Raw genomic sequence first — 17778 nt, 5'->3', positions numbered from 1 at the left:
TTTTCACAAAATGGCTGAGATAGATTATGACAGAAAATGAACAATGGCGACCAACGGCCAGTATTCAAAATTTATTAGCCCGTGCCAAAATTATGGCCGAAATTCGCCGCTTTTTTACTGATCGCGGTTTATTAGAAGTAGAAACTCCAATTTTGAGTGAATTTGGTGTAACAGATGTGCATCTTGCTACCTTTAGCACAGAATTTACTTCCCCTTTTAAACATCAATCGAAAACCCTATGGCTTTCTACTAGCCCAGAATATCCAATGAAACGCCTACTTGCCGCTGGCAGTGGGGCGATTTTTCAGCTTTGCAAAGTGTTCCGCAATGAAGAATCGGGCAGAAAGCATAACCCCGAGTTCACAATGTTGGAATGGTACCGTCCACATTTTGATATGTATCGCCTGATTAATGAAGTTGATGATCTATTACAACAAATTCTGGATTGCGAACCTGCAGAAAGTATGAGTTATCAATTTGCGTTCCAAGAATATGTCGGGCTTGATCCGCTTTCTGCTTCTCGTGAAGAGTTAATTGCCAAAGCGAAAGAACATCATCTGGAACAAGCGGAAAATGAAGATAGAGATACCTTGCTGCAATTCTTATTTAGCACCGTGGTTGAACCGAAAATCGGGCAGGAACGCCCTGTTGCAATTTATCATTTCCCAGCAACCCAAGCGGCATTAGCACAAATTAGCTCGGAAGATCACCGCGTGGCAGAGCGTTTTGAGTTCTACTATAAAGGCATTGAGCTAGCGAACGGTTTTAACGAACTCACTGATGCAAATGAACAACGCCATCGCTTTGAACAAGATAATCGTCAACGTGAAAAGCTTGGCTTACCAACGCGCCAGCTTGACGAACGATTCCTTGCCGCACTTCAAGCAGGTGTGCCAAATTGTGCAGGCGTAGCCCTAGGTGTGGATCGTTTAATTATGATTGCCTTAGATGCAACCAGCATTGAAGAAGTAATGGCATTTAGCATAGATAATGCTTAAAACAAACACTTAGCAGAAAAAATTCACCTAAAAACTCCCGCACTTTTATGGATAACCCGCTGAAAGTGCGGGCTTTTTTTATTGGAAAATGTGATCTTCTACACAAAAATGAAGTAAACTTACTAAAATATTTATTTTAGTGAATATTACTCCATTACTCCATTTGAAAATACCAAAAAATACTTATGTTTCATAACATTACATCTTTTTTCTAATGTTCTTATTGAAATAAGAGAAGTAAGAAAATGTTATATTTGTCACAAATTTTTATTTATTGTGAAACTTTGTTTTATTTTTAACTTGTTGTTTTATAATAAGATTTAACAGAGTGATAAATTTCGGACGTTTTTGACAGAAAAAAATAACCTTTCTATATTTGCGGTCAATAAAAGATTAGCCATAACAAAATCTTTATGAGCGAAACGGAAATCAAGTTTTATTCTGTTAATAATAAACCTAGAACAAAAGGAAGTTCATTATGAAAAAGACACTCATCGCATTAGCAGTTACTGCAATGGTTTCAACAGCGGCAAGTGCAACCGTGATTTATGAAAAAGATGGCACAAAAATCGATCTTGATGGTCGTATGCATTTTGAATTACGCAATGATTCAGAACAACGTAATGATCTACGCGATATTGGTTCTCGTGTACGCGTAAGAGCATACCACGATTTAGGTGAAGGCTTTAAAGTGTTTGGTGGAGCAGAATTACGTTTCTCTAAAGGTGATGGTTCTGCTGATGCCATCGGTGGCAATTTAAGAACTCACCGCTTATTCTTGGGGTTAAGCCAAAAAGATGTGGGTACATTAACTTTTGGTCGTCAATTGCATTTAGGAGATCATATTCCTAAAGCAAATTATACTTATGATGGTGGTGGTAATATTTTCTTTGATGCGCATAAAAAAGCCGCTCATTTTATGTCAAATAAATTTGAAGGCTTCCGTTTCGCTGCAGACTATTACTTTGGACAGGCTAACAAATCAAATGATGCATCAAGTGGTACGCTTGGTTGGGATGAAGGCCAAGGTTACGGGGTAGGTTTATTCTATGATAACACCTTTGGTGATTTTGGCGTACGTTTCGGATCTGGTTATTCCGTAGTTACTCAATCTAGCGGTTTAGAACAAGATCAATATAAATTAAAACGTGGTGGTGTCGGTTTAGAAGTTAAATATGATATTGTTCGCGTAGGCTTCGACTGGGCATTTGGTAAAGTGTCTAAACAAGGCGTTGAAAGCGGTAATATTGGTTTCCAAAAAGTAGCGGGATACAAAGCATCTTTACATAAAAATGATCGTTTCTTAGTGGGTGTAAAAGTTGATGTAACCGATAAAAATGCTGTATATGGACAATATTACTTTGCTAAAGGTAAAAAAGCAGATCCTAGTGCTGAAGCATTGAAAATGCGTGGTTGGATGCTTGGTGTAGATCACAAGTTCAACAAAAACTTAGTTGCTTATGTTGAAGGTGGTAAAGGTAAAGTTACTCAAGGCGGAAAAGTACTAAATAAAAGAGAAAAAGCAAACCACCGTGTAGCTGTTGGTGTTCGTATGCTATTCTAATAAAAATTTCATTCTCCTCTCATTTGCCCACATAACTCTTTTTATGTGGGCTTTTTCTTTAATTTTTATTGATGTGGCTATATTTTAAACATAAAAGGGATAAAATTTATTAAAAAATGTGATCTTGATCACTAAATAAAATGAACTTTTATTAATTTGCATTGACAGCGCAATATTTCTTTGACAATATGAACTCGCTTCAAGCGAAGTGGTTGGACATTTTCTTTAAATAAAAGTTCTTTCCACTTTTAAAATTGTTATAACAACTTAATTCTGAAAGGAATTTGATTATGAAAAAGACATTATTAGCATTAGCAGTAGCAGCTGTAGCTACTTCAGCAAGCGCAGCAACAGTTTATAACCAAGACGGCACACAAGTAAATGTAGGTGGTCGTTTTGATGTAGCTTTAGGTAAATTTAACGATGACGAGCGTGCGGATCTTCGTAACGTTGGTTCACGTTTAGAATTCAAAGCGCAACACGATTTAGGCGAAGGCGTTAAAGTAATTGGTTACTCTCGCTTACGTTTCAACGATGGTGGCGATAAATGGGATACTGGTTCTTCATTCAATAACATCAAAACTAACAAATTATGGTTAGCACTTCAAAAAGATGATTTAGGTCGCGTATCATTCGGTAAACAAGATACTACTGGTGATGCAGTAGAAATGAACGATCACTCTTACTTATTCGGTGGTAGCAACAACCTATTCACTGGTGGTGATAAAGTTGTTTCTTTCCGTTCAGCAGATTTCCAATTAGCAGAAGGCCAAACTTTAGGTTTCGGTGCTGATTATACCTTCGGTCAAGCTAAGAAACAGAATGAAGCTTCAGACCTTAAATATGCTTATGGTACATCTGCATTTTATGCAGGTCAATTCGCTGACGTTGGGGTAAATTTAAATGCTGGCTATACTGTAGAAGTGTATGACAATGGTGAGGCTGCGAATAAAGATGCTACTCCTCCAGTTCAAGCTAAAAAAACAACAGGAACAGGTCGTAAAGTTCAATCTTGGCGTGTAGCTTCACAATTAGCTTATGGCCCAGTAACTTTCGGTGCTGAGTACGGTGAATCTGCATATAAAAATCACCAAAATCAACGTAAACAAGGTAAAGGTCGTTTCTTAGAAGTTGCGGCGAAATACCAATACTTAGACAATGCTTCTGTATATGCTGCGTGGGAACGTAACGAATACAAAGGCTATAAAGAAGGTTTGAAATTTGGTAAAGGTGATGCAAACTTCTTACGTACTGTTGTTGGTTCTTTAGATGTTGAACAAAAACAAAAATTAAGAGAAAACGTATACTTAGTTGGTGCTGATTATGCATTCACTAAAAACGTAGTAGCTTATGTTGAATATGCTCACTCTCGCGTTAAAGGTACTGGTACTATCGGTGGTAACGATGTAACTCACTCTGGTAGAAATAGCGAAGCTAAAGACAACCGTTACGCAACTGGCTTACGCGTTTACTTCTAATCTAACGAAGTTATTCGCTTAGTCGCAGAATAAAGAATCTGCACTCAAAAGGCAAAAGCCGAGTAGAGTGCAGGTTTTTTTATGGCCGATAAAGGAAGTGCTTTGAATAATCTTAAAGTGATGTAACGCCTTTTGATAAGGGAAGAATAGGTTCTTGATGAGAGCTAAAAAAGAAAGAGAAAAGTGCGGTGCAAATTTTATAAATTTTTAAGCCCAAGAAGTGATTTCTTCTTGGGCTTCTGTTTTATTGTGCGAAGAAAAATAATTTATGCCGCAAACGGATCGCGTAAAATCATTGTTTCAACGCGGTCTGGGCCAGTTGAAAGAATATCTACCGGCACACCCGTTACTTCTTCAATGCGTTTAATGTACTTACGCGTGTTTTCTGGCAATTTATTCACATCGGTTACGCCAAAAGTGCTTTCTTTCCAACCAGGAAGGGTTTCATAAATAGGCTCAACACCTTCCCAATCTTTTGCCGCGAGTGGAGCAAATTCAGCGATTTCACCATTTGGCATTTTGTAACCAACACAGATTTTGATTTCATCAAAACCATCTAGCACATCAAGTTTAGTCATACAAAAACCAGAAATGGAGTTCACTTGAATAGCACGGCGCATTGCCACAGCATCAAACCAACCACAACGGCGTGGACGGCCAGTTACTGCACCAAATTCATTCCCTTTGCGTGCAATTTCGGCACCCACATCATCAAATAATTCTGTTGCAAATGGGCCACCACCAACACGGGTGCAATAGGCTTTGATAATCCCTAACACATAATCAATATGGCGTGGGCCAAAGCCAGAACCTGTGGAAACCCCGCCAGCCGTAGTGTTTGAGCTGGTTACATAAGGGTAAGTGCCTTGGTCAATATCAAGCATTGTGCCTTGTGCGCCTTCAAATAGAATGTTATCTCCATTTTTGCGCGCAACATCAAGAATTGCGGTAACATCAGCAACCATTCCAGTAATAATTGGCGCAACTTCTTTGATTGCTGCCAAGGTTTTTTCGTAATCAACTGGCTCAACTTTATAATAATGTTCAAGTTGGAAGTTGTAGTAATCTAAAATATTTTTGAGTTTTTCAGCGAAACTTTCAAGATCGAAAAGATCGCCAACACGCAATCCACGGCGTGCCACTTTATCTTCATAGGCAGGGCCAATACCACGGCCGGTTGTGCCAATGGCTTTTTTCCCCAATGCAGCTTCACGAGCGTGATCCATTGCAACGTGATAAGGCAAAATTAATGGACAAGCTTCTGAAATTAGCAAGCGATCACGCACATTAATGCCACGCCCTTCTAATTCCCCCATTTCTTGCATTAACGCCTCAGGGGAAAGCACTACCCCGTTACCGATAAGACAGGTAACATTTTCACGCAAAATGCCTGATGGAATCAGACGCAAAACGGTTTTTTCACCGTTAATAATCAGAGTATGCCCTGCATTGTGTCCGCCTTGATAACGCACCACATATTTTACGCGATCCGTTAATAGATCAACGATTTTCCCCTTACCTTCATCGCCCCATTGAGCGCCTAAGATAACAACACTTTTTCCCATAGATTCCGCCTTGTATGCTGAAGTTAAACAAATAACAAACAGTAATGTACTTTACTATTTTATGAATACAATCTCAATGACAAATAAACATTTCTTGCTATTTTATGGAAGGTCGTATGAGTAACAGAGAAGTAAGGAAAGTGCGGTGAAAAATCTATGGAAATTTTTATTGCACAAAGGTAGAAAAAATTAAAAAAGAGAAAAGAAAAAGGCTTGAGATTGCTCTCAAGCCCTTGTCATTTTCGCTTGGAAAATTAGTCGCCAAGACGCTCTTTAATACGTGCAGATTTACCTGAACGCTCACGTAAGTAGTAAAGTTTCGCTTTACGAACCGCACCTTTACGTTTAACTGCGATGCTATCTACAACTGGTGAGTGAGTTTGGAATACACGCTCAACGCCCACACCGTTAGATACTTTGCGTAAAGTGAATGCACTGTGCAAGCCGCGGTTACGAATTGCAATAACCACGCCTTCGAATGCTTGCAGACGACGTTTACTACCTTCAACAACCCATACTTTAACTTCTAAAGTATCACCTGGGCGGAAGCTAGGTACGTTTTGTTTTAATTGTTCTTGTTCAATTTGTTTAATGATGTTACTCATTGTGTAATCCTTCTAAGATCCTAGTATTAACTGATGATTTTGCGAATAATTAAACTCGCAATCAACTAATCAACTTTATTTGCTTGCTGTTCAAGTTTGACTTGCGCCAGCAGTTTCCGTTGTTCGTCAGTCAGAGCTAGGCTTTCCAATAGCTCAGGGCGTCTTAACCAGGTTCGCAATAACGATTGTTTTAACCGCCATTTACGAATTTCTTCGTGGTTGCCCGACATCAACACCGCAGGTACAGACATTCCGTCTAGCACTTCTGGGCGAGTATAGTGAGGACAGTCAAGCAAACCTTCGGCAAAAGAATCTTCTTCTGCGGAGGCCTGTTTGCCTAGCACTCCTGGAATAAACCTTGCAACGGCATCAATTAATGTCATTGCTGGCAGCTCTCCCCCCGTAAGAACGTAATCACCCACTGACCATTCTTCATCAATCTCAGTTTGGATCACTCGTTCGTCAATACCTTCGTAACGACCACAGACTAAAATCAATTTTTGATTTTGCGCCAATTCTGTTACGCCATTTTGATCGAGTTTACGTCCTTGTGGCGAAAGATAAATTACCTTTGCCCCTTCTCCTGCTGCAGTTTTAGCCGCTTGGATTGCATCACGCAATGGTTGCACCATCATCAACATTCCAGGCCCACCGCCATAAGGACGGTCATCAACGGTTTTATGTTTATCCGTGGTGAAATCACGGGGATTCCAACACTGTACTTGCAAGAGATTTTGTTTTACGGCTCTGCCCGTTACCCCATACTCAGTAATCGCTTTAAACATTTCGGGGAACAATGAAACAAGACCAATCCACATTGTTATTTTCCTAATTTGTAGGCTCGAAATGCTACAACCTAAAGCTCACTGTATGCCTGAGTTTAGAAACCAGCGTCCCAATCCACTTCAATAGTCTTGGTGGTGAGATCTACTCTTTTAACTACTTGTTCATACAAAAACGGAATTAACCGTTCTTGTTTTCCAAAAGCATCTTTTTGACTTGCTCGCACAACTAATACATCATTTGAGCCAGTTTCCATCATTTCAGCCACTGTTCCCATATTGTAACCTTGTAGGTTCACCACTTGGCAGCCAATTAAATCGTGCCAATAATAATCCCCCTCTTCAAGTTCAGGGAATACAGATAAATCTACGCCAATTTCAACATTAGTTAGGGTTTGTGCAATTTCACGATCATTAATGCCTTTTAATTTAACAATAAGTTCGTGATTATGATGTTTCCAACTTTCTAATTCTGTTGGCTGCCATTGACCTTTAATTTTTAAAAACCAAGGCTGATAATCAAAAATGCTTTCGGCTTGTTCTGTTGATGAATAAATGCGTAACCAACCACGAATTCCGTATGTTGAACCTAATTTACCAACTACTTCAATTCTTTGTTGCGTCATTTCATTCACCTATAAACCTTAAAAACTGCAATTAAGCTGCAGCTTTTTGAGCTTCTTTTACCAAAGAGGTAACGCGATCTGATAAGCTTGCTCCTTTCTCAACCCAAGCATTTACACGCTCAAGATTGATACGAAGACGCTCAGCTTTACCTGCCGCTAAAGGGTTGAAAAAGCCAACGCGCTCAATAAAACGACCATCGCGTGGGCAACGGCTGTCAGCTACTACAATTTGGTAAAATGGGCGTTTTTTAGAACCGCCACGAGATAAACGAATGGTTACCATAACCTTCCTCTAATTAATTAATACTAAAAGAAAACCCACATCGAAGGAGTGGGAATGCTTACTTTTTTCTCTGTATATATAGACAAAAAGCCTGTGGATTGTACTCTTTTTTATGAAAAAAGCAAGGTAAATAGTGCGCTGAAGTGAATTATTCTTTAATAAAAAAGCTTTCCTTTGCTACAATGTGGCAATTTATTTAAAAATAACCTATGAACGTTAGAATGATGCAAAAACTTTTGGTAATCCGCAACGACAAACTGGGCGATTTTATGCTGATATTTCCGGCCTTAGCGTTGATAAAAAAGGCAAATCCTCAGTTAAAAATCACCGCACTTGTTCCTAAATATACCGCGCCAATGGCTGAGCTTTGTCCTTACATTGATGACATTATTATTGATGTGCAAGACAAAAAAGATAAAACCCAATTTAATCAAGTCTTACAGGCCATTAAAGCGGCGCATTTTGATGGTGTGATCAGCTTTTTCTCAAATTGGCATAATGCAAAATTGGTGTGGCTAAGTGGCATTAAATATCGTCTTGCACCTGCAACAAAATTGGCGCAGCTGGCTTATAACCATCGTTTAACTCAACGCCGTTCACGTTCCCTTAAGCCAGAATTTGAATACAATCTGGATCTGGCAAGGGCGTTTTTACAGGCACAGCATTTGCCGATTACTGGACCGCACGCGCCTTATCTAGTTGTTCCACAAGAGATTTTACAAGCGCAAAAAAGTAAGCTCCAACAGCAGTTAGGGATTATGCAAAATAAAAAATGGATTTTCCTACATAGTGGCACAGGCGGTTCGGCAAATAGCCTTTCTTTAGCGCAATATGCCGAATTAATTCAAGATATTTTGCAACAATTTGATGCCTATATTGTTCTCACTGCAGGGCCAAATGAAAGCGAACAGGTGCATCAATTAGCCCAATTAGTGAATAATCCCAATGTGGTAATTTATGATAAGAATGATGGGTTAGTGGATTTCACTTATTCTTTGGCTTGCGCAGACTTGTTTATCGCAGGTTCGACAGGGCCATTACACATTTGTGGTGCATTAAATGTACCAACCATTGGTTTTTTCCCAAGCCATCGTTCCGCAACCCCATTGCGCTGGCAGCCAATTAATGCTCCTGCGCGCCATTTGGCTTTTTGTCCGCCAAATGAAGAGAAAGAACTGGCGAATATTCAAATAAATAAAATACTGCCACAAATTCAAGCATTTATTGCAAAACAATGGGCATAAATTGATAACGAGAAATAAAAAAGTGCGGTGAAAAAATTGCTAATTTTCCACCACACTTTTTCTTCTGTATTTATGATTTATTGCTATTTTTTACGCGTTCTAATCCATAAATCGGCATATTTAACAAAGGTAGAATGCCCCGAAAGCACCGCTAATAAAAAGCCCTCTTTTCCATCTAAAAATCCTGCTTTTAATAGATACATTTTTGCGAAAGTCGCAATGCCGTGCGTAATCCCTTGAAACAGCGTCGCTTTTTTGCCTTGTCTATGGCGTTGTTCCGCCCAAGCTTGCGCATAGTTAGCTGATTTCACCAAGTAATGATGTAAATTTTTATAAGGATAATGCAGCAAGTTACCCGCCAATTTTTCCACTTTCGTATTAGCAGGATACACCACTTTTTCGTGAACTAAGGCATCGTTATAGCCTGCATACTGGGTTTGATACAAACGCACTACATAATCAGGATACCAACCCGAATGGCGAATTAAGCGTCCGAACACTTCACTAATGCGTGGAATATCGTACACCACATTCGGTAAATTTTTTGCCACCGCTTGCTGAATATTTTCTCGTAGCTCATCGGTTACGCGCTCATCAGCGTCTAGCCATAACACATAATCGGACGTAACATATTGCTGGGCAAGTTGGCGTTGTTTGCCAAAGCCTTGCCAATCGGTATGTTGATAAAATTTTGCGCCATATTGCAGGGCGATTTCTTTGGTATTATCGGTGCTGCCCGAGTCTAAAATCACAATCTCGTCCACCCAATCTTTCACACTGGCTAAGCATTGTGCAAGATCTTGCTGTTCATTTTTTACAATCATTGCAACGCTAATGGTCGGCATAATTTATCCTTATTTTTAATTTACATACGCGAATGGATTTTTAGTTAGTGTAACGGATTTTAATAAAAGGAAATAGCCCATTTTTGTCTTATCTGAAGTGATTTTTGCGATCTCGATCGTAAGAATTATTCGTACCAATTGAGAATGACGCAATTTATTTGCACAGTAGCGCCGTTGAAAATATTCAACATCCGTTTTGTTATCAATTTTGAAAAGGAACAACATAATGAAAATGAATGGAATTTTAGCCACATTATTATTTGGCTTCTTTAGCTGTATGAATGCTTTTGCTGAGCCAGCAACAGAGCCTACACCGCCTGCCACGCAGGAAACTGTGCAAACTGCGGTGGAAAAATCTCCAGTTTTTGTTGGCAATATGTTAAATATTAACACTGCCACCGCCAGTGAGATTCAAAAAGCGTTGGTCGGTATTGGCGCGAAAAAAGCCGAAGCGATTGTGGAATATCGCGAAAAACACGGTAACTTTGTCGCGTTGGAACAATTGTTAGAAGTACAAGGCATTGGCAAAGCCACGTTAGAAAAGAATAAGGATCGCATTCAGTTGTAACGCATTATTTTTATTGATAATTCGCACGCTGAGTGAATTTACTTCTTCAGCGTGCTGTGTTGCATTTTACAAGGAGCAAGTTAAGCCTTATAACTTGGTCAAAAATAGACTATACTTGAGCCAATTTTTATCAAGTTTAAGGATTAACAATGAAACAAAAAATTGTGCTTGCTACGGGCAATCAAGGCAAAGTGCGCGAAATGGCCGATGTGCTAGCAGATTTTGGCTTTGAAGTGATCGCACAAACGGATTTAGGCATTGAAAGCCCCGAAGAAACAGGCTTAACTTTTGTGGAAAATGCCTTGTTGAAAGCGCGTTATGCAGCCAAAATGTCAGGTTTGCCCGCCATTGCTGATGATAGCGGATTAGTGGTGAATGCACTCAATGGTGAACCAGGGCTATATTCCGCTCGTTACGCAGGTGTTGATGGCGAGCAAGCCGATGCTGAAAATCGTAAAAAGTTATTACAAAAATTAACTAACGTGCCAGCCAGCGAACGCCAAGCGAAGTTTGTGAGCTGCATTGTATTATTGCAACACGAAACCGATCCTTCACCGATTATTGCGGAGGGGGAATGCGCAGGTGAAATCACTTTTGAAGAAAAAGGTGAAAATGGTTTTGGTTATGACAGTCTATTTTTCTATCCTGAAAAAGACCGCACTTTTGCCGAGCTTGATACGCCAGAGAAGAAACAAATCTCACATCGCGCACGCGCATTAGGCGTGTTAAAAGCACGCTTACAAGCCAAAGAGCGGTCAAAATAATGCAAGTTTTTCCGCCACTTTTTCCGCCATTGAGCCTTTATGTGCATATCCCTTGGTGCGTGCAAAAATGTCCTTATTGTGATTTCAATTCCCACGCGCAAAAAGGCGGCATTCCCGAACAGGAATATATCGCGCATTTGTTGGCTGATTTACGCCAAGATCTGGCGCGCTATCAAGCAAGCATTGGTGATCGAACGCTACATTCCATTTTTATTGGTGGTGGCACGCCAAGCTTATTTTCAGCGCAAGGCATTGCGCAATTATTGCAAGGGATTGAACAGCAAATTCCCTTTGCGCCAAACATTGAAATCACCTTAGAAGCCAATCCTGGAACGGCAGAAGCGAGCCGTTTTGCAGGCTATGTGGAAGCAGGGGTGAATCGCCTTTCTTTAGGCATACAAAGTTTTGATGATGAAAAATTGCAACGCTTAGGGCGCATTCATAATTCTGAGGAAGCCAAAAGCGCGGTGCAAATGGCAAAAGATGCGGGCTTTAAACGCATTAATTTAGATTTAATGCACGGCTTACCAAATCAAACGCTTACACAAGCGCTAGATGATTTACGCCAAGCTATTGCCCTTGAGCCGAGCCATCTTTCTTGGTATCAGCTCACCATTGAGCCAAATACAATGTTCGCCTATCGTCCGCCTACATTGCCTGATGATGACGCGCTATGGGATATTTTCGAGCAAGGTCATCAGCTTTTAAGCCAAGCAGGCTATGGGCAATATGAAACCTCTGCCTATGCCCAAGCCGGTGATCAGTGTCGTCATAACCTGAATTATTGGCGCTTTGGCGATTATTTGGCGATAGGTTGTGGTGCGCACGGAAAATTGACTTTCCCGAATGGCGATATTTTGCGTTTTTCCAAAACTAAGCACCCGAAAGGCTATATGCGTGGGGAATATTTATATGAAGAAAAGCCAATCCCCCTTGATGAGCGTCCTTTTGAGTTCTTTATGAACCGTTTTCGCTTGCTTGAACCTGTACCAAAAATTGAGTTTGAGAATTTGACGGGATTATCCTGTGATGTGATCGCAGACCAAATTGATTGGGCGAAATCACAAAAATATATTCAAGAAAACCACCGCACTTGGCAAATCACCGAGCAAGGTAAGTTGTTTTTAAACGAATTGTTAACAGAGTTTTTACCCGAATAGGGCTTGTATCTGCCCGTGAATGGGATTAAAGTAGATGCCTTGTTCGCAAACGTTTACTTATAGCAAATTAGAACACTGATTTTATCAATGTAGGGAAAGAATATGGATCAACTCGCAATGAAAAAGCAAGCTGCACAAGCGGCATTGCAATATGTTAAACCGGATACGATTGTGGGCGTGGGCAGTGGCTCAACGGTAAATTGTTTTATTGAAGCCCTTGGCACAATGAAAGATGAAATTAAAGGGGCAGTAGCGGCGTCTAAAGCCTCTGAAGAATTATTACGCCAGCAAGGAATAGAGGTGTTCAGTGCCAATGAAGTGTCAAGTTTGGATATTTATGTTGATGGTGCTGATGAAATCAACCCACAGAAAATGATGATCAAAGGGGGCGGTGCAGCCTTAACCAGAGAAAAAATTGTTGCCGCACTGGCGAAAAAATTTATTTGTATTGTGGATCAAAGCAAACAAGTGGACGTGCTAGGCTCAACCTTTGCTTTGCCAGTGGAAGTGATCCCTATGGCGCGCTCGCAGGTGGGGCGTAAATTAGTGAGTTTAGGTGGATCGCCAGAATATCGCGAAGGAGTGGTAACGGATAACGGCAACGTGATTTTAGATGTCTATAACTTCCCCATTTTAAACCCTGTGGAAATGGAAAAAAACTTGAATAACGTTGCAGGCGTGGTTACCAACGGAATTTTTGCCTTGCGTGGTGCGGATATTGTGATTGTCGGCACACCACAAGGTGCAGAAATTATTGAATAATTTTTTTGATTATGGAGAGCAAAATGTCAGCAAAAGTATCACTGGATAAGTCTAAAATTAAATTTGTACTGCTCGAGGGCGTACACAAAAATGCCGTTGATGTGCTAAATGCCGCAGGCTACACCAATATTGAATATCATAAAAAGGCCCTTGAGCCAGAAGAATTAAAAGAAGTGATCAAAGATGCGCATTTCTTAGGTATTCGCTCCCGCACGCACTTAACCGCTGATATATTGGAATGTGCCAACAAACTCATTGCCGTGGGCTGTTTTTGTATTGGCACCAACCAAGTGGATCTTGAAGCGGCGAAAATGCGTGGTATCCCCGTGTTTAATGCCCCATTTTCTAATACTCGCTCGGTGGCAGAATTGGTGCTAGGCGAAATTTTGCTCTTAATGCGTAATGTACCGCAAGCCAATGCGGAAGTGCATCGTGGTTTATGGAACAAATCTGCATCAGGTTCTAACGAAGTGCGGGGTAAAAAATTAGGGATTGTTGGCTACGGACATATTGGCTCACAGCTCAGTATCATTGCGGAATCGCTAGGTATGAATGTCTATTTTTATGATGTTGAAACCAAATTACCATTGGGTAACGCGCAGCAAGTGGGAACATTGGAAGAATTGCTCGCCAATAGCGATGTGATTTCCCTGCACGTTCCAGAAAATGATTCCACCAAAAATTTAATGAGTGCGGAACGCATCGCACAATTAAAAGAGGGCAGCATTTTTATTAATGCAGCGCGTGGAACTGTCGTGGATATTGATGCTTTAGCCGCCGCAATTAAAGCTGGCAAAGTGCGTGGTGCCGCCCTTGATGTGTTCCCAACCGAACCCGCATCAATCAATGAAGAATTTGTTTCGCCATTGCGAGGTTTGGATAACGTGATTCTCACCCCGCATATCGGTGGTTCAACGGCGGAAGCACAAGAAAATATCGGCACTGAAGTGGCGAGCAAATTCGTGAAATATTCAGATAACGGCTCAACCCTTTCTGCGGTGAATTTCCCAGAAGTGTCTTTGCCAGAACACAGCAGAACCAAGCGTTTATTGCACATTCACGAAAATCGCCCAGGCGTGTTAAACCAAATCAACCAACTTTTTGTTGGCGCAAATATCAACATCGCCGCCCAATACCTACAAACCGATCCGAAAATTGGTTATGTGGTTATTGATGTGGAAACTGATGACTGCTCCGAGTTGTTACAACAACTGCGTGAAATCGACGGCACGATTCGTGCGAGGGTGTTGTATTAATCGTTTGTTAAGCTTTAAATCTTAAGCTTAACGAAAAAAGAAAAGTGCGGTGGAAATTTTATGAATTTTTCCACCGCACTTTTTATATTTTTTAGATAAAAATGCAGAAATTTTTTAGAAAAATTTGCAATTTTAGTTATAGATCGTAAAATCCCTTTGTTCGTTGAACAGCTATATCGCAAGTATTGTGTATAGGAAATGATCAAACTGTTTTCAATTCTGGTTTTCATCGTTATACCATTCTTGCCGTTTTCAATTTCTCTTAAGGATTTAAGGAAGGTTAGAAATTTGGCAATAATTTGACGCAACGCGTTTTCTCTCGCCTGATTCCTATAAGGTAGCCCATTTTTAACTGAATGGCATAACCTTGCAATCCCTTTTGTAAACAGGAGTTTTCTATGAAAAAAACGATTTTTACCACCGCACTTTTTACCAGCTCACTTTTCGCTGCGGCAACGTTAGCCAATGCACAAACGGTGGCAAATCCTAACACCACTACGCACACTTACGAATTTACGCAAACCTATGATTTACAAGTGCCAAAAGGCTCATCAGGAACGACAAATTTGTGGGTGCCATTGCCTTTTAGTAACGATTATCAAAGGGTGAAATCCATCACATTTGACGGCAATTATCAACAGGCTCACATCACAGAAAATAATCAATATAGTGCTAGTACATTATTTGCCACTTGGACACCTGAAGCACAAAAACGCAATTTAACGGTTACGCTGGTTGTGGAAACCCAAGATCGCGAACCGAAGAAACAAGGCTTATTGAAAGATTATCAAGCGCCAGAAAAAATAGAATATGGCGTTGATGTGCAACCTTATTTACAGCCAACAAAACATATTAAAATTGACGGGATCGTGAAAGAATATGCCGATAAAATTGTAGGAAATGAAACAAATCTGCTCAAAAAAGCAGAACGTATTCATCAATGGATTGTGGCAAATATGGAGCGTGATAATTCCGTATTAGGCTGTGGCGATGGTGATGTGGAAAAAATCCTAACAACAGGCGTGTTAAAAGGAAAATGCACGGATATTAATTCTGTATTTGTTGCTTTAGCGCGTGCTTCTGGTATTCCCGCTCGCGAAGTGTTCGGTATTCGTTTAGGGGAAGCGGTGAAAATGGGCAAATATTCTAAATCCGCGTTTGGTAGCGCCAAAAACAAAATTGCCAATGAAAATGGTGGACAACATTGTCGTGCGGAATTTTATCTAGCAGGTTTTGGCTGGGTTCCTGTGGATTCTGCGGACGTAGCAAAATATCGTCTAACAGAGAAAAAAGCGGTGGCAGATAGCAACACCCAAGCGGTTTCAGATTATTTATTCGGAAATTGGGAAGGCAACTGGATGGGCTTTAATCACGCACGCGATTTCACCCTTTACCCAACGCCTGAACTCGCGCCAATCAATAATTTTGGTTATCCTTATGCAGAAGTGGGCGGCGATCCATTAAATTCCTTTGATGCAAAAGAATTTGGTTATGAATTTATCTCGCAGCAACGCTAATCCGAAAGGCGGAAATGCCAAATTTTGGGCGATATGTACCACCGCAGTGAGTGCTGCGGTGGCATCGACACTTTGCTGTATTGCGCCATTGTTATATCTGTTATTTGGCATTTCTAGCACTTGGCTAGTGAGCTTAAATCAGCTGGTATTTTTGCAAATTCCAATGCTCGTGATTTCCCTCATCGCATTTGGTTATGGCTTTTGGCTGCTGAATTTCTCAGGAAAAGTGATTTGTAGCCAATATCTCTCACGCCGTACATTGCAAATTTTATATTGGCTAATGGCGCTGATTATTCTCTTTTTCTTAACTTATCCCTATGTTTTACCTTATGTTTTGGATTATTTAGAATGAAAAAAATCTTATTTTTTTTGACCGCACTTAGTTTTTCATTGCCAAGCCTTGCCGCAGAACGCAAGGTTACGTTGCATATTGAAGAAATGAATTGCCAGCTTTGCGTTTATTTAGTCAATAAAGAATTGCGCAACATTGACGGCGTGCAATCGACTAAAGCGAATTTTAATTCACGTTTGGTGAATGTAGTAGCAGACGAGAAAGTGAGTGATGAAATGCTCATTCAAGCTATTGATAAGTTGCATTATCACGCGATTGTTTTGGAGTAAAATAAGAAGATTTTCCACCGCACTTTATCTTCTTACTTTTCATAACATTCTGAAAATTTGCCTGTCTGTGATACACTTGCCATCAATTTTTTGATGATGGATTGATGATGAAAAAATTTTTCCTTTTTCTTTTGTTTTTGTTGCTCTTGATTGGTGGGGCGGCGCTTTGGGGGTATCAGCATTTAACGCAATGGGTGCGGCACCCTGTGAATGTGCAGGTGGAGCAGTTATTAACGGTGGATCGTGGCACAACAGGGGCGAAATTAGCCAAGCTGTTGGAGCAAGAAAAGCTGATTGATGATGCCACCTATTTGCCGTGGTTGTTAAAGCTCAAGCCCGAGTTAAATAAAATCAAGGCGGGGACCTATTCCCTTGAGGGTGTGAAGACAGTGGCGGATTTGTTGCAACGTTTAAATAGCGGTAAAGAAGTGCAACTGAATGTGCGTTTTTTAGAAGGGGATACCTTCAAAACCTGGCGTAAAACGTTGGCGAAAGCCCCTTATTTGCAACAAACTTTGGCAGATAAAACGGAAGAAGAAATTTATCAATTATTGGATCTGCCGGCGGATTTACCGCATAAAATTGAAGGCTGGTTGTATCCTGACACTTATAGCTATACACCGAAATCGAGCGATCTAGCATTATTGAAACGGGCGGCAGATCGTATGAAAGCCTTACTAGAAAAAACGTGGGCTGAGCGAGAGGCTGATTTACCGTTGAAAAATCCTTACGAAATGCTGATTTTGGCTTCCATTGTTGAGCGTGAAACCGCGTTAAATGATGAGCGAGCGAAAGTGGCATCGGTGTTCATTAACCGCTTGAATAAAAAGATGAAATTGCAAACTGACCCAACCGTGATTTACGGAATGGGTGAGCGTTATAATGGCAATATTCGCCGTAAGGATTTGGAAGAAGCCACGCCATACAACACCTATGTGATTGACGGCTTGCCGCCTACGCCAATTGCAATGCCAACAGAAAGTGCCTTGCAGGCCGTGGCACACCCTGAGAAAACGGAATTTTTATATTTCGTGGCCGATGGCACGGGCGGACATAAATTCAGCAAAAATTTACAGCAGCACAATCAAGCTGTGCAAGAATATCTGCGTTGGTATCGCCAACAAAAAAGTGGGAAATAAT

General features: G+C 40.6%; 19 protein-coding genes. 13 read left to right on the top strand and 6 right to left on the bottom strand.

Annotated elements, in window-relative coordinates:
- The first annotated feature begins 26 nt into the window (after positions 1-26).
- The 3 genes from epmA to L5B76_RS03305 all read left to right on the top strand — a co-directional run bounded on the left by epmA (position 27) and on the right by L5B76_RS03305 (position 4040).
- Positions 27-998 (top strand): elongation factor P--(R)-beta-lysine ligase, encoded by a 972-nt coding sequence (epmA, locus tag L5B76_RS03315; RefSeq protein WP_265754215.1) that lies wholly within the window; start codon positions 27-29, stop codon positions 996-998.
- 478 nt (positions 999-1476) lie between these two features.
- Positions 1477-2562 (top strand): porin, encoded by a 1086-nt coding sequence (locus L5B76_RS03310; RefSeq protein ID WP_265754214.1) that lies wholly within the window; start codon positions 1477-1479, stop codon positions 2560-2562.
- Positions 2563-2852: 290 nt separating this feature from the next.
- Positions 2853-4040, top strand: a complete 1188-nt coding sequence (locus tag L5B76_RS03305) for a porin (protein ID WP_265754213.1) — start codon at positions 2853-2855, stop codon at positions 4038-4040.
- Positions 4041-4306: 266 nt separating this feature from the next.
- On the opposite strand, the gene purA is transcribed toward L5B76_RS03305, so the two are convergent.
- The 5 genes from purA to rpsP form a co-directional block, all read right to left on the bottom strand.
- Complete coding sequence (gene purA / locus L5B76_RS03300; protein ID WP_265754212.1) at positions 4307-5605, bottom strand: adenylosuccinate synthase; 1299 nt, start codon at positions 5603-5605, stop codon at positions 4307-4309.
- A 254-nt stretch (positions 5606-5859) separates the two neighbouring features.
- Entirely contained in the window at positions 5860-6210 is a 351-nt protein-coding gene (gene rplS, locus L5B76_RS03295; protein ID WP_103853869.1) for a 50S ribosomal protein L19, read from the bottom strand.
- 65 nt (positions 6211-6275) lie between these two features.
- Complete coding sequence (gene trmD / locus L5B76_RS03290; protein WP_194751019.1) at positions 6276-7028, bottom strand: tRNA (guanosine(37)-N1)-methyltransferase TrmD; 753 nt, start codon at positions 7026-7028, stop codon at positions 6276-6278.
- Between the two features lie 62 nt (positions 7029-7090).
- Complete coding sequence (gene rimM, locus L5B76_RS03285; RefSeq protein ID WP_103853871.1) at positions 7091-7618, bottom strand: ribosome maturation factor RimM; 528 nt, start codon at positions 7616-7618, stop codon at positions 7091-7093.
- Between the two features lie 31 nt (positions 7619-7649).
- Complete coding sequence (gene rpsP / locus L5B76_RS03280; RefSeq protein WP_265754210.1) at positions 7650-7901, bottom strand: 30S ribosomal protein S16; 252 nt, start codon at positions 7899-7901, stop codon at positions 7650-7652.
- A 224-nt stretch (positions 7902-8125) separates the two neighbouring features.
- Between rpsP and L5B76_RS03275 the strand changes: the two genes are divergently transcribed.
- The gene (locus L5B76_RS03275) at positions 8126-9145 is read left to right on the top strand and encodes a glycosyltransferase family 9 protein (RefSeq protein ID WP_265755516.1); all 1020 of its coding nucleotides are present in this window, start codon (positions 8126-8128) and stop codon (positions 9143-9145) included.
- Positions 9146-9228: 83 nt separating this feature from the next.
- On the opposite strand, the gene L5B76_RS03270 is transcribed toward L5B76_RS03275, so the two are convergent.
- Positions 9229-9990 carry a glycosyltransferase family 2 protein gene (locus L5B76_RS03270; protein WP_265754209.1) on the bottom strand — a complete coding sequence of 254 codons (762 nt, stop codon included), beginning with the start codon at positions 9988-9990 and terminating at the stop codon, positions 9229-9231.
- A gap of 223 nt (positions 9991-10213) precedes the next feature.
- On the opposite strand from L5B76_RS03270, the gene L5B76_RS03265 reads away from it, so the two are divergent.
- The 9 genes from L5B76_RS03265 to mltG all read left to right on the top strand — a co-directional run bounded on the left by L5B76_RS03265 (position 10214) and on the right by mltG (position 17777).
- Positions 10214-10558 carry a ComEA family DNA-binding protein gene (locus tag L5B76_RS03265; protein ID WP_442780788.1) on the top strand — a complete coding sequence of 115 codons (345 nt, stop codon included), beginning with the start codon at positions 10214-10216 and terminating at the stop codon, positions 10556-10558.
- Positions 10559-10707: 149 nt separating this feature from the next.
- Positions 10708-11322: an RdgB/HAM1 family non-canonical purine NTP pyrophosphatase gene (rdgB, locus tag L5B76_RS03260; RefSeq protein WP_265754207.1), complete on the top strand. Its 615-nt coding sequence runs from the start codon at positions 10708-10710 to the stop codon at positions 11320-11322.
- Entirely contained in the window at positions 11322-12482 is a 1161-nt protein-coding gene (gene hemW / locus L5B76_RS03255) for a radical SAM family heme chaperone HemW (RefSeq protein WP_265754206.1), read from the top strand. The genes rdgB and hemW overlap by 1 nt, the downstream gene beginning before the upstream one ends.
- A gap of 102 nt (positions 12483-12584) precedes the next feature.
- Complete coding sequence (gene rpiA, locus L5B76_RS03250; protein WP_265754205.1) at positions 12585-13244, top strand: ribose-5-phosphate isomerase RpiA; 660 nt, start codon at positions 12585-12587, stop codon at positions 13242-13244.
- 23 nt (positions 13245-13267) lie between these two features.
- A complete protein-coding gene (serA, locus tag L5B76_RS03245; RefSeq protein WP_265754204.1) occupies positions 13268-14500 on the top strand; it encodes a phosphoglycerate dehydrogenase in 1233 nt (410 codons plus the stop codon).
- Between the two features lie 398 nt (positions 14501-14898).
- Positions 14899-16017, top strand: a complete 1119-nt coding sequence (locus L5B76_RS03240; protein ID WP_265754203.1) for a transglutaminase-like domain-containing protein — start codon at positions 14899-14901, stop codon at positions 16015-16017.
- Positions 15992-16369 carry a mercuric transporter MerT family protein gene (locus L5B76_RS03235; protein WP_265754202.1) on the top strand — a complete coding sequence of 126 codons (378 nt, stop codon included), beginning with the start codon at positions 15992-15994 and terminating at the stop codon, positions 16367-16369. Before L5B76_RS03240 ends, L5B76_RS03235 begins: the two co-directional genes overlap by 26 nt.
- Positions 16366-16638: a heavy-metal-associated domain-containing protein gene (locus tag L5B76_RS03230; protein ID WP_265754201.1), complete on the top strand. Its 273-nt coding sequence runs from the start codon at positions 16366-16368 to the stop codon at positions 16636-16638. Before L5B76_RS03235 ends, L5B76_RS03230 begins: the two co-directional genes overlap by 4 nt.
- Before the next feature lie 107 nt (positions 16639-16745).
- Positions 16746-17777, top strand: a complete 1032-nt coding sequence (gene mltG, locus L5B76_RS03225) for an endolytic transglycosylase MltG (RefSeq protein WP_265754200.1) — start codon at positions 16746-16748, stop codon at positions 17775-17777.
- Position 17778: the final 1 nt, after the last annotated feature.

This window comes from Avibacterium sp. 21-594, assembly GCF_026226815.1.
Taxonomy (GTDB): Bacteria; Pseudomonadota; Gammaproteobacteria; order Enterobacterales; family Pasteurellaceae; genus Avibacterium; species Avibacterium avium.
The sequence above is the reverse complement of the archived record's forward strand: the minus strand, read 5'-3'. Positions and strand labels throughout refer to the sequence as shown.